The sequence below is a fragment of the Xanthomonas theicola genome (assembly GCF_014236795.1).
In the GTDB taxonomy this organism is placed as follows: Bacteria; Pseudomonadota; Gammaproteobacteria; order Xanthomonadales; family Xanthomonadaceae; genus Xanthomonas_A; species Xanthomonas_A theicola.
Genome location: NZ_CP049017.1, coordinates 3925018 through 3947041, shown reverse-complemented (window position 1 = coordinate 3947041; position 22024 = coordinate 3925018). Strand labels below are relative to the sequence as shown.

Sequence of the window (22024 nt, the reverse complement as noted above, 5' to 3'; positions counted from 1 at the left end):
CATGCCTTTGGACAGAGACGGAACGGCCCGGGTGGCAGGCTAGACTCGCCAGCGATTCCCGCAAGGACCTGCAGACATGACCCAGTGGTATTTCCTGACCGGCAGCGAGCAGACCCGTTCCGGCCCGTTCGACGCCGCCGCCGCCGCCGCGTTCGCCCGAGACCATCCCGGCGCATTGGCCTGGCGCCAGGGCCAGAGCGGCTGGAAACCGGCCAACCAGATCGACGAGCTGCGCGGCGCGAGCGCGGCCGGCCTGGCGCCGGGCCTGCCGCCCCCGCCCGGCAGCAGCCGCGCCGACGACATCGACTACCGCATCGTCGGCCACGAGATGCAGTTCGTGGAGATCGAACTGGACCCGGGCGAGAGCGCGGTGGCCGAGGCCGGCGCGCTGATGTTCAAGGACGCGACTGTGCAGATGGACACCGTGTTCGGCGACGGCTCCAGCGGCGCGCAGGGCAGCGGCCTGATGGGCAAGCTGTTCTCGGCCGGCAAGCGCCTGGTCACTGGTGAGAGCCTGTTCACCACCGTGTTCACCCAGCGCGGCCAGGGCAAGGCCAAGGTCGCCTTCGCCGCGCCCTACCCGGGCACGGTGCTGGCGATGAAGCTGGACCAGCACGGCGGCCGCCTGATCTGCCAGAAGGACAGCTTCCTGGCCGGCGCACGCGGGGTGTCGCTGGGCATCCACTTCCAGCGCAAGATCATGACCGGCCTGTTCGGCGGCGAAGGCTTCATCCTGCAGAAGCTGGAAGGCGACGGCTGGGTGTTCGTGCATGCCGGCGGCTGCGTGGTCGAGCGCGAACTGGCCGCCGGCGAGCGCCTGGACGTGGATACCGGCTGCGTGGTCGCGTTCCATTCCACGGTGGACATGGACGTGCGTCCGGTCAGCGGCATCAAGAGCATGTTTTTCGGCGGCGAAGGCATGTTCCTGGCCACGCTGACCGGCCCGGGCAAGGTCTGGCTGCAGTCGCTGCCGTTTTCGCGCCTGGCCGGGCGCATGTTCGCCGCGGCGCCGCAGGGCGGCGGGCAGAACCGCGGCGAAGGCTCGGTGCTCGGCGGCCTGGGCCGTGTGCTGGACGGCGACAACAACGTCTGAGGCGGTTGCGGTTGCCGTTGCCGCCGTCGTCACGACGGCGGCTGGCGGGACGCGCGATGCGTCGTGCGTCCGTCCCCTCGCCGAGCCCTGGGTACCACGTCCTCCCGAAAAGTGGACCATGGACCGGATGGGGGAAGGCAACAGCCGCAACGCGCCTTGGCCCCTCGCCCCTCGGGAGAGGGGTGAGATCCGGCGCGAAGCGTCTCGCAGAACGGGGAGCGCAAGGTGCCGCGCCGCCCGCCGCACCATGACCACGTTGCGCCAGCCGCGTGGCGTTCGCCAGCCGCGGTGCGCTGTGCCGGGGCAGGCCACGGCATGACCTTCGGTCGTGGGCGGTGCAGGCCGATCCCAGTATGCTCGCGCCGGCTCCGCCCTCTCCTTCCACGACGCCGCATCCATGACCGCCTCCCGTTCCCCGCGCCTGCTTCTGTCCCTGTCCCTGTTCGGCCTGCTCGCGGCGTGCGGCGGCGAGCCCAAGCCGGCGCCGCCGGCACCGGTGGTGGTGGCGCCGGCACCGACTGCCGCGGCCAGGCCGCCGCGCATCGGCATCGCCCTGGGCGGCGGCGCGGCCAAGGGCTTCGCCCATATCGGCGTGATCAAGATGCTGCAGGCCAACGGGCTGGAGCCGGCGGTGGTGGCCGGGACCAGCGCCGGCAGCGTGGTCGGCGCGCTGTACGCCAGCGGCATGGACGCATTCCAGATGCAGCAGGCCGCGGTGGCGCTGGACGAGAGCAGCATCCGCGACATGCGCCTGTTCTCCGGCGGCCTGGTGCAGGGCCAGGCACTGCAGGACTACGTCAACGGCCAGCTCAAGAACCGCCCGATCGAGAAGCTGGGCAAGCCCTTCGCCGCGGTGTCCACGCGCCTGGAGGACGGCGAGCGCACCGTGTTCGTGCGCGGCAACGCCGGCCAGGCGGTGCGCGCGTCCAGCAGCATCCCCGGTGTGTTCGAACCGGTCGCCATCGGCAGGTTCCACTACGTCGACGGCGGCGTGGTCAGCCCGGTGCCGGTGGACGCCGCGCGCCAGCTCGGCGCCGACTTCGTGGTCGCGGTGGACATCTCCAGCCAGGCCAGCGGCAAGAACCCGGGCGGCATGCTCGGCATCGTCAACCAGTCGATCGCGATCATGGGCCAGCGCCTGGGCCAGCAGGAACTGGCGCGCGCGGACATCGTGATCCGGCCCAAGGTCAACGACATCGGCGCCGCCGATTTCGCTCAGCGCAACGCCGCCATCCTGGAGGGCGAGAAGGCCGCACTGGCGGCGATGCCGCAGATCAAGGCCAAGCTGGCGCAACTGCAGCAGCAGCGCGCGGCCGCGGCGGCCGCGGCAAAGGCCGCGCAACCGGCGCCGCCGCCGTGCGCGCCGCGCTCGCGGCTGCGGCGCATGCTCGGCCGCGCCGATCCGTGCCAGAAGCAGGACTGAACCGGCATAGGCAAACCGGCGCGGCCGCGGCGGAGCCGGCGGCCGGTCACGGCATCGGCGTCGCCACGGCCCGGTCGCCTCGGCAAGGCGAGGGGCGGGTCGATACCAGCGCCGGCCATCGTCCTGCGAACCGGCCGTGGCGGCGTCCGCGCATTCCCATCGCGATTTGGACAGGGCGGCGCGCCTGGCGTGTTGGCGCGATCGATTCGCCCCAGCGCCTTGCCGGCGCGGGGATCAGATCCGCTGCGCTGTGGCGTGCTGGCGCTGCGCGTCTTGCTGCTGCACGTCCTGCTGCACGCTGGCCTGCCGCGCCTGCTCGACCGTCTGTTGCCGATCGAACGCGTCCAAGCGTTCGAAAGACTGCGCCACCGGCGTGCGCACCGCCTGGTCGGTGGGCATCTGCGCGCGCAGGTGCGCCGGGTCATTGGGGTCGCCCTGCACCACCAACACCAGCTGTCCCGCCTGCACTTGGCGCCCAGGCTCGCTCAACAGCACACGATCCACCCGATGTAGACCGTGGCGCGCGGCCAGATCGGTCAAGCTGGCGGCCATGCAGGCGCTGTCGGCATCGGGACTGCGCCCGAGTTGCCGATCCAGCGCATGCGTTGCGGCCACGCATTGCCGATAAAGCGCATGGCGCGGGTGGCCTGGCTGCGCGGGATCGGCCGCGCGCGCCGCCAGCGACCCGCCGCCAAGCGCAGGCGGCGTCGGATCGGCCTCGGCCAGGGTCTGTGGGCTGCGCATGACCGGCTGCTGCCGGTACGGATCGTCCGGATGGAACTGCTGCCGCAACTGCTGGCGCTCCAGCCGCAGCGCGCGGGTGTCGTCGAGTTCGCGGATCTGCTGCGGATCGCGCACCGGCTGTATCACCATTGGCTTGCCGTTGCCGGCCCAACTGTTCCAGCTGCCGCTCTGCCGGTCGTACACGTAGGAAAAGTTCGGCGCGCCGATCCGGTCCGGATCGGTGCTGGGCAGGGTATGGCTGGCTTGGAGACGCGCGCCCGTCATCCGCGCCACATACGAGATCGCATCCAGCTGTGCGTCGTCGTACTTGCGGACGTCGTCCATGGTCTTTCCGGCCCGGTTCAGTCCGAGTGCGGAGTTGTCGAGCATCATCGACCAGACCTTCTCCGCCTCGGCCTCGCCGCCATGGCGGCGCGCGGCCTCCAGCAGTTGGCGCGGGGTCCAGGCGTCGGGGTTGATGTGCCGTTTCTGGAAGGTGGCGTCGTGGACGTCTTCGACGTCTCTTACCGGCAGATTGAGGGCGAGGTCGGGGCGGCCGCTTCTTCGATAGTGCTGTCGCCGTTCGAGATCATATTGCATCAAATCAACACCGAAACCGTTCCACTCGCGCTCGCTCATTCTTACGCCATCGCGCCGCGCCTGATTGTCGGCAAACACGTTGGCGGTCGCACCTGGCGCATTGTCGTTGCGAACCACGCCGAGCGCCAGCAGGCCATAGCCGTCGTTGCCCTGCTTGTGGGCCAGATAGTTCCAGTAGAGTTCACGGTTGCCATTGCCTGCGTAGTGACGCAGCACCGCGATGTCTTGTTGGGTGATGCCAGCCATTCGAAGCCTCCCTGTCGTTGCGTTACTTGCCTACCGTCACTGGCTTCTCAAGCATGAACCGATGCACCGCACTGCGCGCCCTGTCCTCGATCCGCTTCCAGTCCGGAAGCGCGAAACGCACGTAGCGGATGTCCACGGCAACCTTCATCTCGGGAATAATGAAGAAGTGCTTGCAAACGGGTAGAGCGTCTTCTTTGCTGCGGACGAGCTTGCCATCGACATAGGCTACCCCTGCCTGCCTCACCTCGCGAGAGGTGCACTTGATCAGCGTTTCAATCTCACCGTTGCCATCTCGCCTTACATACCAATCCTCGTAGTGCTCGGCCTGCATCACGGGCGCCGATTCCCTGTATCCCCTGGTTCTGTAGTACTCCATGAACGTCGGCAGATCCGCGTAGAACGGCATCAAGCCGTAAGCCGGTTCGCCCTGGATGCGATGTTCCAGTCGTTCTTCTGGATTGTCCTCTTCACCCGGATCGGGCGTGTACTGCCTGCGCAGATATTCATGCGTGTCCACCCGATCCAGATAGTGGTAACCGATATTGACCGTGCGCGTGGCCACGTCCAGGCGCAGGTGGCTGCGTTCACCCGGCGCGAACGGCGCGAGCGTCGGGTACTCCAGATACAGGCCGAAGCTGCCGTCGAAGTTCGGCCCCATCTGGTCGCCGAAATAGTTGGCCGGAATCCGCAGCGTGTACGGACCCAGGCACGTGTCCATCAGCGGCGGCGGTGTCTTGAACGGATCCTGCGGGCCATCGTGGTGCTTCATGACGCATCCCTGTTCGTTGGTGGTGGTCCGCGGCGGCGCGGCGGCGGGCTTGGCGCAGCCGGCCATCGGCAAGGCGCCGGCCAGCAGCAGCCACTGGGCCAGGCACGGGGCATGTCTCATCTGCATCCTCCGGTGATGCGCAGGCGGCGATTATAGGCCGCCTGCGGATGCGCCGGCCCGCGCGCCGCCGCCGTGCCGCGATGCCGATGGACGGTGTGCGCGGCAGGCGGACCCAGCGCCACCATGCCGACGCCGCGCAGGGCGCCGTCGCCCAAGCGCGGCGCGCCGCAGCGCTGCACACGGTCGCCGCTGCCGGCGGCGGCTCAGCCGCGCGGCAGCGGCAATCCGGCGAAGTCCTTGACCGTGCGCAACACGAAGCTGGAGTTGACGTCGGCCACGCCGGCGGCGTTGAGCAGCTTGTCCAGCAGGAACGCGGAGAAGTGCGCCAGGTCGCGCACATATACGTGCAGCAGGTAGTCCATGTCGCCGGTCAGCGCGTGGCAGGCGACGACCTCGTCCCAGCCCTGCACGCTGTCGGCGAAATGGGCGATGCCGCGTGGCCCATGCTTTTCCAGCTGCACGCGGACGAAGGCCTGCAGGCCGAGGCCGATCGCGCCGGGCACCAGGCGCGCCGCATAGCCGGCGAGGACGCCGTCGGTCTCCAGCCGCTGCACCCGGCGCAGGCAGGCCGACGGCGACAGGTTCACCTGCGCGGCCAGTTCGGCATTGCTGGCCCGGCCCTGCCGCTGCAGCAACGCCAGCAGGCGCAGGTCGGTGCGGTCGAACACGGTCGATTCGGTCATTTATTGCTCTGCAACATGGATTTTCTGCAATAATCTTGCGCGCAGCTGCTGGAATCGCGCAACTTCGCAAGCCCATTGCGTGGCCGGGCGCCTAACATCGTGAATAGTCCTTCCGGAGCGCCGACCATGACGGATACCGCACCGCGCCGCATCGAACACCAGCAGACCGACAAGGGCTACGTGCCGGTCTACGCCACCGCGGTGGTCGCGCAGCCCTGGGAGGGCTACAGCGCCGACGACCATGCCACCTGGGGCACGCTGTACCAGCGCCAGCGCGAACTGCTGGTCGGCCGCGCCTGCGTCGAGTTCCTGCAGGCGCAGGACGCGATGGGCATGAATCCGCAGGCGATCCCGCGCTTCGACCAGCTCAACGAGGTGTTGGGCGCGGCCACCGGCTGGACCCTGGTCGGGGTCGAAGGCCTGCTGCCGGAACTGGATTTCTTCGACCACCTGGCCAACCGGCGCTTCCCGGTGACGTGGTGGATCCGCCGTCCCGAGCAGATCGACTACATCGCCGAGCCGGACCTGTTCCACGACCTGTTCGGCCACGTGCCGCTGCTGATGAATCCGCTGTTCGCCGACTACATGCAGGCTTATGGTCGTGGCGGGGTGAAAGCGCACGGCATCGGCGCGGACGCGCTGCAGAACCTCACGCGCCTGTACTGGTACACGGTGGAATTCGGCCTGATCGCCAGCGCCGACGGGCTGCGCATCTTCGGTGCCGGCATCGTCTCGTCGAAGGGCGAATCGCTGTACGCGCTCGAAGCGGACGCGCCCAACCGCATCGGCTTCGACCTGGCGCGGATCATGCGCACCCGCTACCGCATCGACAGCTACCAGAAGACCTACTTCGTCATCGACAGCTTCGCGCAGCTGATGCAGGCGACGGCGCCGGATTTCACGCCGATCTATGCGGCGCTGGCCGACCAGACGCCCCTGCCGGCCGGCGAGGTGCAGGCGCACGACCGCGTGTTCCACAAGGGCAGCGGCGCAGGCTGGGCCGACGGCGGCGACGTCTGAACCGGCCGCACCGCATCGCCACGCGCCGGGGCACAGCCGCGCGGCGCGTCTGTGCCATGGTCGAGCGCCTGCGGCGACGGGTTTCGCTGCGTGTCACCGACGGACGGTGCGATGGCGGCCGCATCCTGCCGACGCTCGCTGCCGGATCGGGCCGCCGCGGCGTCCGGCTTGCCCAGCACGCCGGCGACGAAGCGGCGGATGTCCGCGTCCTGCGCGTTGTCGAAGAAGCACGGCTGGAAGCGTGCGCCGCCGACCGCCTGCTTGACCGGCTCCGGGTCGATCGCCCGCAGGCCGTGCAGATAGGACTTGGCGGTGGTCGTCGTTGCCTTCTCAGCCCGGCGTTGTCGACTAGGATGTCGAGCCGACCGAGCGCGGCCAGGGTCTCGTCGAGCACGCGCGGCACCGGCTCGGTGCTGACCAGGTTGGCCTCGATCGCGACGAAGCGGCGGCCCAGCGCCTTGACCTTGTCCTCGGTCTTGGTGGGCGCGGCGATGTCGGCGCCGGCCCACGCCAGCGCCAGGGCGACGCCCTGGCCGAGGCCGAGGCCGGTGTCGGCGCCGGTCACCAGTGCGATCTCCGAACGGGTTCGTCATTGCGGGCGCCCTCTAGGGAAGGTGCGGATAACGATCCGGGCAACGTCGCGCTGAGCTGGGGCACGCTACCGGCCAAGCTGGAGCAGGAGTGGTACATGGACCTGCTGCCGCAGGCGGTGAGCGCCGAATACTGGCGGCGGTATCCGCACTGCACGCCGAGCCAGGTATTCTTCGCCGCGACCGCTGCCGGGTGTTCGTGGCGCGACGCAATCGAGGAAGGAGGCGCGCGCGACAGGGTGCGCCGACCTGGGCCTAGGATCTGTCATCAATTGCTAGAATAGTGGATGCTTGTCGCCCCTTTACTCTCCGGCCCTGCAATGGCACGTCGCTACGCCCTGCGAGACGATCAGTGGGATCGCATCCGCGATCTGCTTCCCGGCCGAGCCGGCCATCTCGGCGTGACTGCCAAAGACAACCGGCTGTTCGTCGAAGCCGTGCTGTACCGCTACCGAGCCGGCATCCCCTGGCGCGATCTGCCTGAGCGCTTCGGCGATTTTCGCGTGATCCACCTGCGACATAGCCGCTGGAGCCGGTCCGGCATCTGGCACCAGGTGTTCCAGGCCTTGTCGAAAGACGCGGACAACGAGTACGCAATGATCGACAGCACCATCGTCCGGGCCCATCAGCACAGCGCCGGGGCAAAAGGGGGGAGCGGCAAGCCATCGGACGCAGCCGCGGCGGACTGAGCAGCAAGATCCACGCGGTGGTCGATGCACTGGGCAATCCGCTGGCGTTTCATCTGACCGCAGGCCAGGCGTCGGATCTGGAAGGTGCAGATGCCTTGTTGCCGCCCTTGTCGGTGGGCGCCTTGCTCGCTGACCGAGCCTACGACGCCAGCGCGCGCGTCATCGAGCCGATGCAGCGACAGGGGACCCAGATCGTCATCCCCTCCCACCCAACACGCAACATGCAACGTGACTACGACCGGGTGCTGTACAGGGATCGACACTTGATCGAGAACTTCTTTGCCAAACTCAAGCAGTACCGAGCCATTGCGACCCGATACGACAAGACCGCCTGCAACTTCCTCGGCGCCATCTACTGGGCCGCCTCCGTCATTTTACTTAATTGATGACACGCCCTAGGCCATGGGTTTCCAGCAGGCGGCGAAAGTTAAGAATCGTGGTCTCGTCGGGAACGTTGTCCAAGCCACCGAGCTGGGCAAAACGACGCAAGCTCGGGATCTCGTGCAATGCTTCTTCCATCGCCGGATCGCTCAACGCAGGCAGATTCAACCGGTCGTCGCAACACCAGATTGTTGAACAGATTTCAGATACGCGTCCAGTGCTCCGGCCGGTGTCTTCCAACCAAGCGTTTTTCGAGGCCTGGAGTTGAGTGTATTGGCAACGGCCTGAATCTCTCGAGCGCTCCACCGAGACAAGTCTGTACCCTTTGGGAAGTATTGTCGCAGAAGGCCGTTCGTGTTTCCGTTTGTGCCACGCTGCCATGGACTGTACGGGTCAGCAAAAAACACCTTTACCCCGGATTCGACCGTGAAGCGGGCGTGATCAGACAGTTCTTTGTCACGATCCCAAGTCAATGATTGCCACAAAAGAGCAGGCATGTCAGTCACGGTATTTCTGAGCGCATTAGCCATCGTAACAGCTCCGTAGCCAGCCAGCGCAGGACCATTTTTCGTCCTTGGCATCAATCCGTAGCCTTCCTCGCGCGGTAGGTGGACAAGCATGGTGAATCGGCTTGATCGCTCGACCAGCGTCCCGATCGCAGACCGGTTCAGGCCGATGATCAGATCCCCTTCCCAATGCCCTGGTACGGCACGATCTTGGGCTTCTGCAGAACGGTTAGTGATCATCACATCCTCGCTAACGTGCGCCCAAGCTTTGGCTTGTGCTCTAGCCCTTGGCACGCGCAACGCCCGACCAGTGCGTAGACAGCTAACTAGCTCTCGCTTGAGAGCTCCTCGACCCTGGATATAAAGTGCTTGGTAAATGGCTTCGTGAGAGATTCGCATGGACTTGTCATCCGGAAAGTCGATTTGCAGCCGGTTGGAAATCTGCTCAGGCGACCAACCATTGACCCATTTACGGTCACCGCGATGCGGCTTGTTTCTGCCTATGAACGGCGCTTGCCGAGGCCCAGAAACGTCACGGCCGTCAGCACCGCGAACCTTGCCCTCCAGACGGTCTTGGACGTAATCGTGCAACCGTGGAGTAAATATCCCCCGGCAAAGCCGGGGGCTTTAGAGATGTGAGCCGCTCAAAGCGGCTGCGGGAGCGCTACGCGCCTCCCTTGTTAGGGCCACCTGAAGGTGGCCGACTACCTCAGCAACTGCAATTGGTCCAAGCGCCGATCTTCCGCCTCTTGGTTCTGGATGTATGCCCCGATCAACCCTTCATCCCGACCTACCCTCGTAACGAAGTAACCTCGCGCCCAGAAGCTCTGCCCTACAAAGTTCCGCTTCCGCTCCACATACACCCGCGCTAGGTGGATGGTGCTCTTGCCCTTGATATAGCCCACCACCTGCGACACCGCCTACTTCGGCGGAATCTTCAACAGCATATGGACGTGATCTGGCATCAGATGGCCCTCCTCGACCCGGCTCTCCTTCTGCTCGGCCAATCGCCGGAACACCTCTCCTAGATGCTTCCTCAGACCCACATACAGTGTCTTACGGCGACACTTCGGTATGAACACAACGTGGTACAGACACTCCCACCTGGTGTGACTTAAGCTCTCAAACTCATCCATCTCGGTTTCTCCGTCTCGTGTGCTTGGCCGCTCACGTTGCGGAGTCTCCGGGATGGACTCCCGGATACGTCAAACTTCTACTGCCTCCCCGGCAGAGCCGGGGGAACTCTCAGGTTGGTTTAGTGTTAACAGGCCCTAAGAACCTGTTCACGATCTTTTGAGTAGTAGTGTCAGGCATGCCAGGTGGATGAACTGCAAGCTGGTGTTGAGCTTACGCTCGCAGTTCTTCCATAGCCTTCGGTTCTTTTCCAGCCACGCAAAGCTGCGTTCGACGCTCCAGCGCTTAGGCATGACCTTGAAGGTGTGCAGTTCGCTGCGTTTGGCGATCTGCACCGTGACTTGCTTGCCCAGGATCTCTCGTACGCCTTCGGCGAATGGTTCTCCGGTATAGCCGCTATCGCACAACAGGCTTTGCACGTGTCCCAGGTTCGGCTTGCAACGATCCAGGGATTGGAGCGCGCCTTTGCGGTCGGTCACTTCCGCCGTCGTCACCGCGACCGCATGCGGCAGGCCTTGGGTATCGACGGCGATGCGACGCTTGATCCCCGAGACCTTCTTGCCCGCGTCATAACCCTTCTGGCCGGCCGTGTCCGTGTTCTTCACGCTCTGTGCGTCCACGATCAAGAACGTGCTGCAAGCGTTGCGCCCCTGTCTCTGGCGGGCCGCGCCACCCTGATTTTTTGAGCGCCCGCTCCAGCAGGCTCACTCCTTCATCGTCTGGTTCGCTCCACTTGGCAAAGTAGCAGTGCACGGTGCGCCACTTCGGGAAGTCGCTGGGCAGCGCTGGCCACTGACAGCCGGTGCGCAGCAGGTACAGCACCGCGCACCACACGTCCTACAGATCCACGGTCCGTGGCTTGCTACGCTTGCGCGCCTGCTCCAGAATGGGGCGGATCTGCTCGAACCGCTCCCGGCTCATGGCACTCGGATACGTCTTTGTGCGCATCCGCAGAGTTTGCACTACCCGGGAAAGATCGTGAACAGGTTCTAATGCCTGTTGCGATTTGCTCCCAGAATCGCCGCTCGGTTTCCCGGCGATGCGACGGCGCACCTGGTAATCGCATCGCTCCTCGCCCTGTCAACTTGGACATCCATCCCGCTGGTCGTCCCATACACACCTCCTTGATTAAAAGTGTTGCAACGACCGATTGAATCTGCCGCTTTGACTGTACCACCGAATCACTCGGTAGATAGAAATCCCTTTATTTACGCGGATTACAGACACTTAAGCAAATTTCAGTAGACGTCCCTGGACCCCACCTCACTTCCCGATGCAGAAGTGGCGACTCCTCTACAGGCCATTGATTTTCAATTGAATTTTTGAAGCCCATCGACGCGCTTGGATCTATTCTTGGATCCAAAGCATCACTGTGTCCTTCGGTGGACGTGCATGGTTCGGCTTGGACGTTGTGGGCATGACCGGCACCCGTGAGATGAGCGGAACGATACCTCGACCAAGAGCGACGAACATGGCCATCGGCTTCCAGTGACGGCTGCAGCGACTGCGACAGGATCCTTCTTGCACTTCCTGCTTCAGCATCCCGAGGATGATGTGCCCTATTTCAGCCTGAAAAAGCGAGCCTAGCGCGATTCGGATTGTTGGCTGCGGCAGCGGTGATACCAAGGTGACATGACGGCTCCTTCGGCCATCCGGCCGATCCCGATGGAGCATCGCCATGTCTCACGAACCGTCCGACATCATCACCCCGAAAGCCCTGTTGCTCGATGAGCGGCTGACGCCGCTGGAGCGCAACGCCTGGCTGACCTTCCGTTCTCTGGCCGGCAGCGACCGCACCGTGGTCATCAGCTACGACGCACTACGCGGATACCTGCCCAGTGCGCCGGGTAGCAAGCGCGCCGCCCTCGAAACCGTGTCCAGGGCCGTGCTGTGCCTGCGGCTGTCCACGTGGATTGCACTGGTCGAGTACCGCCGCAACCCCATGACCGGCTTCTCCATGGCCAGCCGTTATGCCGTGCGGAATCAACCGCTGGCCTTCGTTGAAGCCTGCCTGGAAGACGACGATTACCTGCCGTTGCTCGAACGGGCGCTCGGCCATGCTAGTGCGACGATCCGCAAGTTGGCGAGGTCCATCCTCAACGAGGCCATGCGTTCTCCCGACAAGCTGCAGATGTTACCTGCGGCGGTGCGTGAGCGGTTCGAGCGGCTGCGGCGCAATGATGATGACCACGATCCTGGTAGCCCGGGTAGGCCAATTCCACGCGACGGTCGCCAGACCATCCAGAACGGGCACGTCGAAGCCGGAGAGGACATTCCGAAGTCCGCATCGGCATCCACTGCAGCAGTACGTACTGTAGAAAAAGAAGTATTAAAAGAAGTACATACGTACCTGCCACAGTCCGAAGTGCAGGCATGCAGGTCGGATTTGCCAACTCGCTTTCGGCAACTGCCGCAAGATCAGCAACAGATCCTCTTGGCCCGCCTCAAGGGCCTGCCTCTGGAGCAACGCCAGGCCGTGCTGGCTGAGTGGGACGTGCGTTGCGAAACGGGTTGTGTGCATAACGCCATCGCCTACCTTTATGGGCTGATCAAGAAGGCGGTAAACGGTGCGTTCAAGTTGTGGGCGGCGCGCAAGCCTGCCCCACACCAGGCCCCTGCACAGGCGGTCGCCAGCGGATTGCCCGCCTCGGCGCCTACTGCTCCTTCACCGCCCGTCGTCCAACCAGCCAAACCCGCGTCTCGCGAGGTAGTGCAGCGACACATGGAACAGATTCGGCGCATCCTGCAGACGCCACCCAAATCGGTCGGGCAGATCATCGAGGACCTGGCTTGCAACGGAATGCAGCCTACACGGACCAAGGGTTTGTGCGTCACTGGAAAGCTCGGATCACTTGGCACAACGTAAGGCATGACCTTACACTGAGAACATGGTGAAACCGGCGTTTTGGCCGGTTCCTGTCACGGGAGAGTTCACGCCATGCCCATGTACGATCCACCGCATCCTGGCGAGTCCCTGCGCGAGGACGTGTTGCCTGCCATCGGCCTGAACATCACCGCCCTGGCCGAACATCTTGGCTATTCACGGGGCCAGCTCTCCACTGTATTGAACGGCCGCGCGGCCATCAGCGCCGACTTGGCCCATCGGCTGGAACTGGCGGGGCTGGGCAGTGCGAGCCAATACTTGAGGGAGCAGATCGCCTACGACCTGTGGCAGGCCAGACAGCGGCCCCATCCGCTGATCAAGCGCCTGCGCGCCAAGTGAAATCGCTGGCTGCGCCAACCGATTCGGTTGAAGGTCTGCTGCAGCTGGCGACTTCCGCTTTGGGGCCGTCACTGCCCGCCGCAGTGACGGCCCGGCGAACTGCAGCAGAAATGCGGGTTGGCGCAGCACCATATTGATGGCTGCGCACATGACGATGCCCCGGCACACTGGCCCAGCAATGACCTGCCGGTGGGTATGAACACCGGAACCCTCTGGCGCAGGTTCGTTCAAGCGCCGACCCGGCTCGCCGGACGGAACCATCCCAGACACACCTCGGCTCGCTCGGTGTGTCGTCCTACCCATGGGCAGAGCCTTCCTCATCCCCGGCGTGGTTCGTCCCGCCATCGACGCAACACACGTCCGCCGTTCTAGCATTCGTCGCTGGTCGCCGTTCTCGCTCGGCCTGCCGACACATCTTCCATCACTGAACAACAGGAGGTACCCATCCCAGCACATTGCGTTGTCGTCCCTTGCCATTCCTCTGCCCAGTCTTCCCACAGGAAGCAAGGCGGACGCCTCATTCGAGGCCACAGGTGAACTGAGCATCTGGCCCTTGCCCTTCGGGGATCTCGCCTTGGCGAGTTGGCAAAAACACTGACCAGCTTGCTTCTCAGCCCCGACAACCGACGAAACAACACTACGATGGATGACCTGACCTACACCCTGCGCCAACTTTGTCAGCGCAACCGCGACGGCAGCCATGCCACCCAGGCTGACCGGCAACGGTCGCTGAGCCTGGCCGCTCGCCAACTGCGCGAAGCGGGCTTCCGCCAGATGCGGGCCACCTCGCTCAAGGGCAAGCATGTCGAAACCCTGTTGCAGCGCTGGCAGGCCGAAGGCCTGTCGGCTGGCACGCTCAAGAACCGCATGGCCTACCTGCGCTGGTGGGCAGAGAAGGTCGGCAAGGCAGGCATCCTGCCAACGGACAACACCAAGTTGGGCATCCCTGACCGCCGATATGTGACCAACGAAAGCAAGGCCAAGGAACTGGGCGATGGGCTGGACAGAATCACCGATCCATACGTCCGCATGAGCCTGCGCCTGCAAGCGGCCTTTGGCCTGCGGCGGGAAGAGTCCATCAAATTCCAGTCCCGCTATGCCGACCGTGGCGACCACATCGCCATCAAGGGATCATGGGCCAAGGGCGGGCGCGACCGGACGGCGCCGATCACGACGCCGGAACAGCGTGCGGTGCTGGACGAAGCACACCGTCTGGCAGGTATGGGCTCGCTGATCCCCGCGAACAAGACCTACATCCAGCAACGGCATGTCTACGACGGGCAATGCAAGGCAGCGGGCCTGAGCAACATGCACGGTCTGCGGCATGGCTATGCCCAAGCGCGCTATCTGGTGATGACAGGCTGGAAGGCTCCGGCGGCAGGCGGTCTTTCGACACAGCAACTGACACCTGCACAACAGGACCAGGACCACGTTGCGCGACAGACGATCAGCCGTGAATTGGGACATGAGCGACTGCAAATCACGACGGTGTACTTGGGTCGATGAATTGATTCTCTTGACGCCAGCCTTGCGGCTGGAGCGCGAGCTATTGGCTCGGATGTCTTCGATGAGAAAAATGCTCTTTAAGCATTAATATTGATGTACAATGCTTATTAAGCATATTTACGCCACCAAGATACCCTATGGTCAACAGCGTCGCTGATCTCATTCGGGCCGCCCGCAATGGGCGAACCCAGGCGGAGTTCGCCACTGTTCTGGGCGTTTCGCAGTCCCAGTTGAGCCGGTATGAGCGGGGGGAGTACGACCCACCCGCCAAGGTGATCAATGCCTGTATGCGGGAGGCGCATATTGGCAATGGGGTATCGGCGCCATCGGCTGACGACTTGGCCCAGAAGGTGCGCACGATGTTGGCCAGCCCAGATAAGGAGCAGGTACGCTCCGCCATCGCCGGCCTGTTAGCGGTGCTTGCTCATGAATAGCGATGGCAAAAAATTTCTGGTCGTACTGAACGGTCCGGCACGCACATAGGACAGGAAACAATGGCACAGAACGACAACAACGGTGGCAACCTCGGCTTCGAGGCGGAGCTGTTCAAAGCCGCCGACAAGCTTCGCGGCAACATGGAACCCAGTGACTACAAACATGTCGCGCTGGGCCTGATCTTCCTCAAGTACATCTCTGATGCCTTCGAGGCCCGTCACGCCGAACTGCTGGCCGAAGATGCCGCTGCCGCCGAGGACAAGGACGAATACCTGGCCGACAACATCTTCTGGGTGCCTAAGGAGGCGCGCTGGTCACATCTACAAGCCAACGCCAAGCAGAGCAGCATTGGCACACTAATCGATGATGCTATGCGCGCCATCGAGAAGGACAATGAATCGCTCAAAGGCGTACTACCCAAGGACTATGCCCGCCCCGCGCTCAACAAGGTGATGCTGGGCGAGTTGATCGACCTGATTTCCGGCATTGCCCTGCATGATGGCAGTGACAAATCCCGTGACGTGCTAGGCCGTGTCTATGAATACTTTCTCGGCCAGTTCGCGGGTGCGGAAGGCAAGCGTGGCGGCGAGTTCTACACGCCGCGCTCTGTAGTACGAACACTAGTGGAAATGCTGGAACCGTACAACGGGCGCGTGTATGACCCTTGCTGCGGCAGCGGCGGCATGTTCGTGCAGAGCGAAAGGTTCGTCACTGAACATGGCGGTCGAATCGGCGACATCGCCATCTATGGACAGGAGAGCAACTACACCACTTGGCGGCTGTGCAAGATGAACTTGGCCGTGCGCGGTATTGATTCCAAGATCTTCTGGAATAACGAAGGCAGCTTCCACAAGGACGAGCTCGCTGCTCAGCGCGGCAATGATGGCGCACCGATGAAAGCCGACTTCATCCTCGCCAATCCTCCGTTCAATATTTCCGACTGGGGCGGCGAGCGCCTGCGTGAAGACGTGCGCTGGCAATTCGGCACTCCGCCAGTGGGCAACGCCAACTATGCGTGGTTACAGCACATCTTCCATCACCTTGCACCGCATGGTGTCGCGGGCGTGGTGCTGGCCAATGGCTCGATGAGCTCGCAGCAGAGCGGCGAAGGCGAGATCCGAAAGGCCATGCTTGAAGCCGCTAAAGGCGCAGGCGTGGTGGACTGCATGGTCGCTATGCCCGGCCAACTGTTCTATTCCACGCAGATTCCGGCTTGTCTATGGATTTTGGCGAAGGGTCGTAGCAATGGTTTGGTAAAGAAGACCAAGCTGCGCGACCGTCGCGGTGAAGTACTGTTCATCGACGCCCGCAAAATGGGCGTATTGGTGGACCGCACGCGGCGAGAACTGACCGATGTCGAAATCAAGCGCATCGCCTCCACCTACCACGCGTGGCGTGGTGAAGCCGATGCGGGTGAATATTCAGATATTCCCGGTTTCTGTAAATCCGCCACTCTCGAAGAAATCCACAAACATAACTATGTGTTGACACCTGGCCGCTACGTCGGCACAGAAGCGCAGGATGCGGACGACGAGGCATTCGCGGGCAAGATGCAACGCTTGACCACGCAGTTGTTTGAACAGACGAAGCGTGGCGCGGAACTGGATGCCGTCATCCATGAGAAGTTGGAGGCGCTGGGTTATGGCGTCTAGCGCGTATCAAGCCGAACTTGAGGCGATCTGCCCCGAAGATTGGAAAGTTGTTCCGCTGACTGATGTCGCATTCTTTCAGGAAGGGCCTGGTATTCTTGCAAAGGACTTTCACGATAGGGGCGTACCGCTGATTCGTCTGAAAGGCGTCGAAGGTGACTTCGTCACGCTTGAAGGCTGCAACTTCCTAGCGCCAGAAAAAGTTGCGAACAAGTGGAATCACTTTCGTCTTGAACGCGGCGACTTGGTTATCAGCACCAGTGCATCCTTTGGTCGCATAAGCGTAGTCACCGAAGAAGCCGAGGGCGCGGTTCCATACACAGGCTTGATTCGCTTTCGGCCAAAGAACAGAGATATTGATTCGGGTTTTCTGCGGGCGTTTCTTGGCTCTTCTGCCTTTATGCAGCAAGTCGAGGCAATGGCATCTGGCAGCGTCATCCGGCATTTTGGCCCAATGCACCTCAAACAAATGGCGCTGCCGTTGCCGCCTATTCACGAGCAACGCGCCATTGGCGAAATGGCAACACTTCTTGCCGTCCGCATCAACAACCTGCGTCAGACCAACGCCACGCTGGAAGCCATTGCTGCTGCGCTGTTCAAGTCGTGGTTCGTGGATTTCGACGGCGTGCCACCTGAGGACATGCAGGAATCGGAGTTGGGCTCGATTCCGAATGGGTGGCGAGTGGGGATATTGGGCGACTTGTGCGAACTCAACGCCGCGAAGTGGACGGACAAGAAACATCCACCGACCGTGCGCTACATAGACCTCAGCAGCGTTTCGGCCAACCGCATTGAAGCGGTGAATGAGTTTGCGTTCGACGCAGCACCCAGCCGCGCACGGATGCAACTGCGCGAAGGCGACACCATCGTCGGAACGGTGCGTCCCGGCAATCGTGCATTCGCCTACATCCATGCACCAACCCCGAACCTCACTGGCAGCACTGGTTTTGCCGTACTGTCGCCTAAGCAGCCTCACCACGCCAGCTTCATCTACTTGTCCGCCACGCGCGACGAAGCGATTCAGCGCCTCGCCAACCTCGCCGATGGCGCGGCGTATCCCGCCGTGCGCTCCAATGTCGTCGCCGAAACGCCGTGTGCCATCGCGCCCGATGAAGTCATCGCCGAGTTTTCCATCGTCACGAAGCCGATGCTCGAACGCATCGAGCAAAACAACCAGCAAGCCGCTACTCTCGCCAATCTGCGTGACGCACTGCTGCCACGCCTTCTGTCCGGCCAATTGAGGGTGAACCAATGAGTCTGGATTGGTGCCCCGGTATCCGCGAAGCCTGCGGGCATTGGCGCGACGCGCCGATGTTGCAGCAGACCTTTGAGGCGCTGGAGCGCACCCTGGAGCAGGACAACGATGCGTGCATCGACTGCGCGAAATCCATCGTCGAAGTGTTCTGCCGCATCATTGTCGATGAACTGGATTCGCCCGCTCAGCCCGTCAAGCCGACAGATGCGGCCCCGAGTTTTAGCGTATGGGTCAGCGCGGCAGTGCGCGTGCTCAAGCTTGGCGAGAACCAGAACAACAAGTTCCTCAAGCTGGTGTCGCAGCACCACAAATTGACGACGGCACTGAGTGATCTTCGGAATGAATCGGGGCCAGTCAGCCACGGTCGGGACGGATTCCTCGCCAAGCTGTCTGTCCATCATCGGCGCTCAGCGGTCTTGTCGGCAGACGCGCTGGTGATGTTTCTGCACCAAGCCTATCTGGAAGCGCAGCGCGATCCAGTCAGTTCGCGTGAGCCATGGGAACGATTCGAGGCGTTCAATCAACTGATCGACGCAAACGTAGGACTGGAGTTGGTGACGGATGATGACGGCAACCCGGAACTTCGGGTTCTGCTGCCCGGCGGCGAGTATCTTTCCCTCAATGTTCCCGTCAGTCGCCTGCTCTATCAGCTCGACCGGGATGCCTACATCGAAGCCCTGAACGCCGCGCGTGGCGTTCCCGCGGCCATCGTGGAACAAAACGAAGAACAAGGGGAAGCCTGATGGCCTTTCTGTCCGAAGCCGCCATCGAACAAGCGCTGCTCGATCAGTTGCGCGAGCTGGGCTATGCCATTGCCTCGGACGACACCATCGGCCCGGACGGCAGCGCGCCGGAACGCGACAGTCACGATGTTGTAATCCTGCAAAAGCGGCTGGAGGATGCCGCGCTGCGGCTCAATCCGCAGCTTCCACCGGAAGCGCGGGCGGATGCCATCCGCAAGCTCACGCAATCCGTCTTTCCCGCTCTGTTGGAAGAAAACCGTCGCATCCACGCGCTGCTGACCGAAGGCGCAGATGTTGAATACTACGGCGACGATGGCGTGCTGACGGCGGGCAAGGTTCAGCTTCTGGACTTTGATTCGCCCGAACGCAACGACTGGCTGGCGGTGCAACAGTTCGTGGTCATCAACGGTCAGGTCAACCGCAGGCCGGACGTGGTGCTGTTCGTCAACGGCCTGCCGCTGGCGGTGATCGAACTGAAAGCGCCGGGCAGCGCGGGCGGGCATCTGGCCGGCGCGTTCAATCAGTTGCAGACTTATAAGCAGCAGATTCCAGCACTGTTTCAAACCAATGCGCTGCTGGTCACGTCTGACGGCATCGCGGCGCGCGTGGGGTCGCTGTCGGCCGATCTGGAACGCTTCATGCCGTGGCGCACGACGGATGGTAAGGCTATTTTGGAAAAAGGCTTGCCGGAACTTCCGACGCTGATCGAGGGCTTGTTCGAGAAGCAGCGGTTCCTCGATCTGCTGCGCCACTTTACCGTTTTCGGCGAAACCGGCAGCGGCCTGGCGAAGATCGTGGCGGGCTATCACCAGTACCACGCGGTCAACCGCGCCATCGAGTCCACGATTCGCGCCTCCGACCCACGGCACGGCGTAGCCGAGGAACCGGCATCCTACGGGCTGCCCAGCGTGGCGACGCAGCTCCAGGGCGACAGGCGCGCGGGGGTGATCTGGCATACGCAAGGTTCCGGCAAGAGTCTGCTGATGGCCTTCTACGCCGGGCGACTGGTGAAACACCCCGCGATGGAGAACCCGACGCTTGTCGTGCTGACCGACCGCAACGACCTGGACGACCAGTTGTTCGCCACCTTTTCCATGTGCCGCGACCTGATCCGCCAGACACCGGTGCAGGCCGAAAGCCGCGAGCATTTGCAGCAACTGCTGGCTCGGGCTTCGGGCGGCGTAATCTTCACCACCTTGCAGAAGTTTGGAGAAGTGAATGAGCCGCTGACCACACGCCGCAACGTGGTGGTCATCGCCGACGAAGCGCATCGTTCGCAATATGGCTTTCGCGCCAAAGTGGATGCCAAGACCGGCGAAGTCTCCTACGGGTTCGCCAAGTACATGCGCGATGCGCTGCCCAATGCCTCCTTCATCGGCTTCACGGGCACGCCTATCGAGGCCACCGACGTGAACACCCCGGCGGTGTTCGGCAATTACATCGACATCTACGACATCAGCCGCGCGGTGGAGGACGGTGCGACGGTGCCGATCTACTACGAATCGCGGCTGGCGCGCATTGAACTGGATGAGGACGAGAAGCCCAAGCTCGATGCTGAGGTGGAAGCGCTGACTGAGGACGAGGCGGTCCCCGAACAGGAAAAGCTGAAGGCGAAATGGGCGACAGTCGAGCAACTGGTCGGCAGCGAAAAGCGCGTCGCGCTAGTGGCGAAGGACTTAGTGGCGCACTTCGAGGACAGGCTGGCCGCGCTGGATGGCAAGGCGATGGTGGTGTGCATGAGCCGCCGCATCTGCGTGGCGCTGTATAACGAGATCGTCAAGTTGCGCCCGGACTGGCACAGCTCCGATGACAATGCCGGAGCCATCAAAATCGTGATGACGGGCGCGGCCAGCGACCCACCCGAATGGCAGCAGCACATCGGCAACAAAACGCGACGCGATCTGCTCGCCAAGCGCGCCCGCGATGCCAAAGATCCGCTCAAGCTGGTCATCGTGCGCGACATGTGGCTGACCGGCTTCGACGCCCCGTGCATGCACACGATGTATGTGGACAAGCCGATGCAGGGCCACGGACTGATGCAGGCCATTGCTCGCGTCAATCGTGTGTTCCGCGACAAGCCTGCGGGTCTGATCGTGGACTACATCGGCATTGCTCAGAGTTTGAAGTCGGCACTGGCGCAGTATTCGGCGCGCGACCAGGAAACCACGGGCGTCGATGAAGCGCAGGCTGTGGCCGTACTGCTGGAAAAGTACGAAGTGGTGCGTGACATGTACCACGGCTTCGACTACGCCACAGCCTTGAGCGGCACGCCGCAACAGCGGCTGGCGATGATGGCCGGAGCCATCGAGTGCATTCTGGACAGGCAGCAACAATGGGCGGCGGCGGAGACCACGGAGGGAGGCAGGAAGAACGCTCAGCGGCGTTATCAGGACGCAGTGCTGGCCTTGTCGAAGGCGTATTCGCTGGCGTCAGCCTCCGACGAGGCGCGCGGCATCCGCGAGGAAGTCGGCTTCTTCCAAGCTATTCGCGCCGCGCTGGTCAAATCGAGCACTGGCTCTGGCGTGACCTCGCAAGAGCGTGACTTCGCCATCCAGCAGATTGTCAGCCGTGCGGTGGTCAGCACCGAGATCGTGGACATCTTGAAAGCGGCAGGCATCCGGTCACCGGACATTTCCATCCTGTCTGACGAATTTCTGGCCGAAGTGCAGCAGATGCAGAAGAAGAACCTTGCGCTGGAAGCCCTGCGCAAGCTCATCAACGATGGCATCCGCTCGCGCAGCAAGGCCAATATCGTCGAGACGCGGGCGTTTTCCGAACGGCTGGAAGATGCCGTGGCCCGCTACCACGCCAACGCTATCACCACCGCCGAGGTGTTGCAGCAACTCATCCAGTTGGCGAAGGACATTCGAGCGGCGCGACAGCGTGGGGAGGAGTCCGGGCTCAGCGACGAAGAAATCGCCTTTTATGACGCGCTGGCTGAAAACGAATCGGCAGTGCAAATAATTGGCGATGACAATCTCAAGGTGATTGCCCATGAATTGCTAGTCAGCCTGAAAAGCAATGTCTCGGTTGACTGGGCACATCGCGATTCGGCGCGTGCCCGGATGCGCGTGTTGGTTAAGCGTATCTTGCGCAAATACGGCTATCCGCCTGATTTGCAGGATGCCGCTGTCCAGACAGTGTTGCAGCAGGCGGAAGCACTGTCGGCCGGGTGGGTTTAGGGGGCAGATGGATGACGGATCTTCCTGCTCTCCTGCAAATTTCGCGCGGGTACT

At 62.9% G+C, this 22024-nt stretch carries 16 protein-coding genes and 7 pseudogenes; 13 read left to right on the top strand and 10 right to left on the bottom strand.

The features are described 5' to 3' along the window. The first annotated feature begins 76 nt into the window (after positions 1-76). Positions 77-1093 carry a TIGR00266 family protein gene (locus tag G4Q83_RS18435; RefSeq protein ID WP_128420926.1) on the top strand — a complete coding sequence of 339 codons (1017 nt, stop codon included), beginning with the start codon at positions 77-79 and terminating at the stop codon, positions 1091-1093. A gap of 397 nt (positions 1094-1490) precedes the next feature. Further along, the gene (locus G4Q83_RS18430; protein ID WP_128420927.1) at positions 1491-2516 is read left to right on the top strand and encodes a patatin-like phospholipase family protein; all 1026 of its coding nucleotides are present in this window, start codon (positions 1491-1493) and stop codon (positions 2514-2516) included. Positions 2517-2750: 234 nt separating this feature from the next. Here G4Q83_RS18430 and G4Q83_RS18425 read toward each other — a convergent pair whose 3' ends face one another. Genes G4Q83_RS18425 through G4Q83_RS18410 form a run of 4 tightly spaced genes read right to left on the bottom strand, consistent with a single transcriptional unit; the run spans position 2751 to position 5657 of the window. Further along, positions 2751-4085, bottom strand: coding sequence for an XVIPCD domain-containing protein (locus G4Q83_RS18425; RefSeq protein WP_128420928.1), 1335 nt, complete (start codon positions 4083-4085; stop codon positions 2751-2753). Positions 4086-4107: 22 nt separating this feature from the next. Beyond that, positions 4108-4974 (bottom strand): hypothetical protein, encoded by an 867-nt coding sequence (locus G4Q83_RS18420; RefSeq protein WP_128420929.1) that lies wholly within the window; start codon positions 4972-4974, stop codon positions 4108-4110. After that, positions 4971-5129, bottom strand: a complete 159-nt coding sequence (locus tag G4Q83_RS18415) for a hypothetical protein (protein ID WP_185817257.1) — start codon at positions 5127-5129, stop codon at positions 4971-4973. The genes G4Q83_RS18420 and G4Q83_RS18415 overlap by 4 nt, the downstream gene beginning before the upstream one ends. Positions 5130-5177: 48 nt before the next feature. Then, entirely contained in the window at positions 5178-5657 is a 480-nt protein-coding gene (locus G4Q83_RS18410; protein ID WP_128420930.1) for an Lrp/AsnC family transcriptional regulator, read from the bottom strand. 126 nt (positions 5658-5783) lie between these two features. On the opposite strand from G4Q83_RS18410, the gene phhA reads away from it, so the two are divergent. Continuing rightward, a complete protein-coding gene (gene phhA / locus G4Q83_RS18405) occupies positions 5784-6677 on the top strand; it encodes a phenylalanine 4-monooxygenase (protein ID WP_128420931.1) in 894 nt (297 codons plus the stop codon). A 149-nt stretch (positions 6678-6826) separates the two neighbouring features. Here the strand turns inward: phhA and G4Q83_RS18400 are convergent. Continuing rightward, positions 6827-6994, bottom strand: a pseudogene (locus tag G4Q83_RS18400) (hypothetical protein); the annotation flags it as partial. A gap of 5 nt (positions 6995-6999) precedes the next feature. Next, positions 7000-7251: pseudogene (locus tag G4Q83_RS18395) on the bottom strand (SDR family NAD(P)-dependent oxidoreductase); the annotation flags it as partial. A 114-nt stretch (positions 7252-7365) separates the two neighbouring features. Between G4Q83_RS18395 and G4Q83_RS18390 the strand changes: the two are divergent. After that, positions 7366-7551: a hypothetical protein gene (locus tag G4Q83_RS18390; RefSeq protein ID WP_386272859.1), complete on the top strand. Its 186-nt coding sequence runs from the start codon at positions 7366-7368 to the stop codon at positions 7549-7551. A gap of 3 nt (positions 7552-7554) precedes the next feature. Beyond that, positions 7555-8342 (top strand): annotated as a pseudogene (locus G4Q83_RS18385) (IS5 family transposase). A 10-nt stretch (positions 8343-8352) separates the two neighbouring features. On the opposite strand, the pseudogene G4Q83_RS18380 reads toward G4Q83_RS18385, so the two are convergent. The 4 pseudogenes from G4Q83_RS18380 to G4Q83_RS18365 form a co-directional block, all read right to left on the bottom strand. Further along, positions 8353-8493: pseudogene (locus G4Q83_RS18380) on the bottom strand (transposase); the annotation flags it as partial. Between the two features lie 8 nt (positions 8494-8501). After that, a pseudogene (locus G4Q83_RS18375) lies at positions 8502-9434 on the bottom strand (IS30 family transposase); the annotation flags it as partial. Positions 9435-9547: 113 nt separating this feature from the next. Then, positions 9548-9979 (bottom strand): annotated as a pseudogene (gene tnpA / locus G4Q83_RS18370) (IS200/IS605 family transposase). A 147-nt stretch (positions 9980-10126) separates the two neighbouring features. Continuing rightward, positions 10127-10925, bottom strand: a pseudogene (locus G4Q83_RS18365) (IS5 family transposase). Between the two features lie 730 nt (positions 10926-11655). Between G4Q83_RS18365 and G4Q83_RS18360 the strand changes: the two are divergent. From G4Q83_RS18360 to G4Q83_RS18325, 8 genes are all read left to right on the top strand, one after another. After that, positions 11656-12843: an STY4528 family pathogenicity island replication protein gene (locus G4Q83_RS18360; protein WP_128421244.1), complete on the top strand. Its 1188-nt coding sequence runs from the start codon at positions 11656-11658 to the stop codon at positions 12841-12843. 72 nt (positions 12844-12915) lie between these two features. Next, entirely contained in the window at positions 12916-13200 is a 285-nt protein-coding gene (locus G4Q83_RS18355; protein WP_128421243.1) for a HigA family addiction module antitoxin, read from the top strand. Positions 13201-13842: 642 nt separating this feature from the next. Then, a complete protein-coding gene (locus G4Q83_RS18350; protein ID WP_128421242.1) occupies positions 13843-14706 on the top strand; it encodes a phage integrase N-terminal domain-containing protein in 864 nt (287 codons plus the stop codon). Between the two features lie 137 nt (positions 14707-14843). Further along, positions 14844-15140 carry a helix-turn-helix transcriptional regulator gene (locus G4Q83_RS18345; RefSeq protein ID WP_128421241.1) on the top strand — a complete coding sequence of 99 codons (297 nt, stop codon included), beginning with the start codon at positions 14844-14846 and terminating at the stop codon, positions 15138-15140. Positions 15141-15200: 60 nt separating this feature from the next. After that, positions 15201-16793 carry a class I SAM-dependent DNA methyltransferase gene (locus tag G4Q83_RS18340; RefSeq protein WP_128421240.1) on the top strand — a complete coding sequence of 531 codons (1593 nt, stop codon included), beginning with the start codon at positions 15201-15203 and terminating at the stop codon, positions 16791-16793. Then, entirely contained in the window at positions 16783-18045 is a 1263-nt protein-coding gene (locus tag G4Q83_RS18335; RefSeq protein WP_211288333.1) for a restriction endonuclease subunit S, read from the top strand. The genes G4Q83_RS18340 and G4Q83_RS18335 overlap by 11 nt, the downstream gene beginning before the upstream one ends. Beyond that, the gene (locus G4Q83_RS18330; protein ID WP_128421238.1) at positions 18042-18788 is read left to right on the top strand and encodes an abortive infection family protein; all 747 of its coding nucleotides are present in this window, start codon (positions 18042-18044) and stop codon (positions 18786-18788) included. The genes G4Q83_RS18335 and G4Q83_RS18330 overlap by 4 nt, the downstream gene beginning before the upstream one ends. Continuing rightward, on the top strand, positions 18788-21970 hold the full coding sequence (locus G4Q83_RS18325; protein WP_128421237.1) for a type I restriction endonuclease subunit R: 3183 nt from the start codon (positions 18788-18790) through the stop codon (positions 21968-21970). Before G4Q83_RS18330 ends, G4Q83_RS18325 begins: the two co-directional genes overlap by 1 nt. The last annotated feature ends 54 nt before the right edge of the window (positions 21971-22024 follow it).

What these genes read in the sequence shown, in the direction of transcription:
- G4Q83_RS18435 (WP_128420926.1), top strand. Translation starts at nt 77, where the DNA reads ATGACCCAGTGGTATTTCCTGACCGGCAGCGAGCAGACCCGTTCCGGC.
- G4Q83_RS18430 (WP_128420927.1), top strand. Translation starts at nt 1,491, where the DNA reads ATGACCGCCTCCCGTTCCCCGCGCCTGCTTCTGTCCCTGTCCCTGTTC.
- G4Q83_RS18420 (WP_128420929.1), bottom strand. Translation starts at nt 4,974, where the DNA reads ATGAGACATGCCCCGTGCCTGGCCCAGTGGCTGCTGCTGGCCGGCGCC.
- G4Q83_RS18335 (WP_211288333.1), top strand. Translation starts at nt 16,783, where the DNA reads ATGGCGTCTAGCGCGTATCAAGCCGAACTTGAGGCGATCTGCCCCGAA.
- G4Q83_RS18425 (WP_128420928.1), bottom strand. Translation starts at nt 4,085, where the DNA reads ATGGCTGGCATCACCCAACAAGACATCGCGGTGCTGCGTCACTACGCA.
- G4Q83_RS18350 (WP_128421242.1), top strand. Translation starts at nt 13,843, where the DNA reads ATGGATGACCTGACCTACACCCTGCGCCAACTTTGTCAGCGCAACCGC.
- G4Q83_RS18390 (WP_386272859.1), top strand. Translation starts at nt 7,366, where the DNA reads ATGGACCTGCTGCCGCAGGCGGTGAGCGCCGAATACTGGCGGCGGTAT.
- G4Q83_RS18360 (WP_128421244.1), top strand. Translation starts at nt 11,656, where the DNA reads ATGTCTCACGAACCGTCCGACATCATCACCCCGAAAGCCCTGTTGCTC.
- phhA (WP_128420931.1), top strand. Translation starts at nt 5,784, where the DNA reads ATGACGGATACCGCACCGCGCCGCATCGAACACCAGCAGACCGACAAG.
- G4Q83_RS18355 (WP_128421243.1), top strand. Translation starts at nt 12,916, where the DNA reads ATGCCCATGTACGATCCACCGCATCCTGGCGAGTCCCTGCGCGAGGAC.
- G4Q83_RS18330 (WP_128421238.1), top strand. Translation starts at nt 18,042, where the DNA reads ATGAGTCTGGATTGGTGCCCCGGTATCCGCGAAGCCTGCGGGCATTGG.
- G4Q83_RS18340 (WP_128421240.1), top strand. Translation starts at nt 15,201, where the DNA reads ATGGCACAGAACGACAACAACGGTGGCAACCTCGGCTTCGAGGCGGAG.
- G4Q83_RS18345 (WP_128421241.1), top strand. Translation starts at nt 14,844, where the DNA reads ATGGTCAACAGCGTCGCTGATCTCATTCGGGCCGCCCGCAATGGGCGA.
- G4Q83_RS18410 (WP_128420930.1), bottom strand. Translation starts at nt 5,657, where the DNA reads ATGACCGAATCGACCGTGTTCGACCGCACCGACCTGCGCCTGCTGGCG.
- G4Q83_RS18325 (WP_128421237.1), top strand. Translation starts at nt 18,788, where the DNA reads ATGGCCTTTCTGTCCGAAGCCGCCATCGAACAAGCGCTGCTCGATCAG.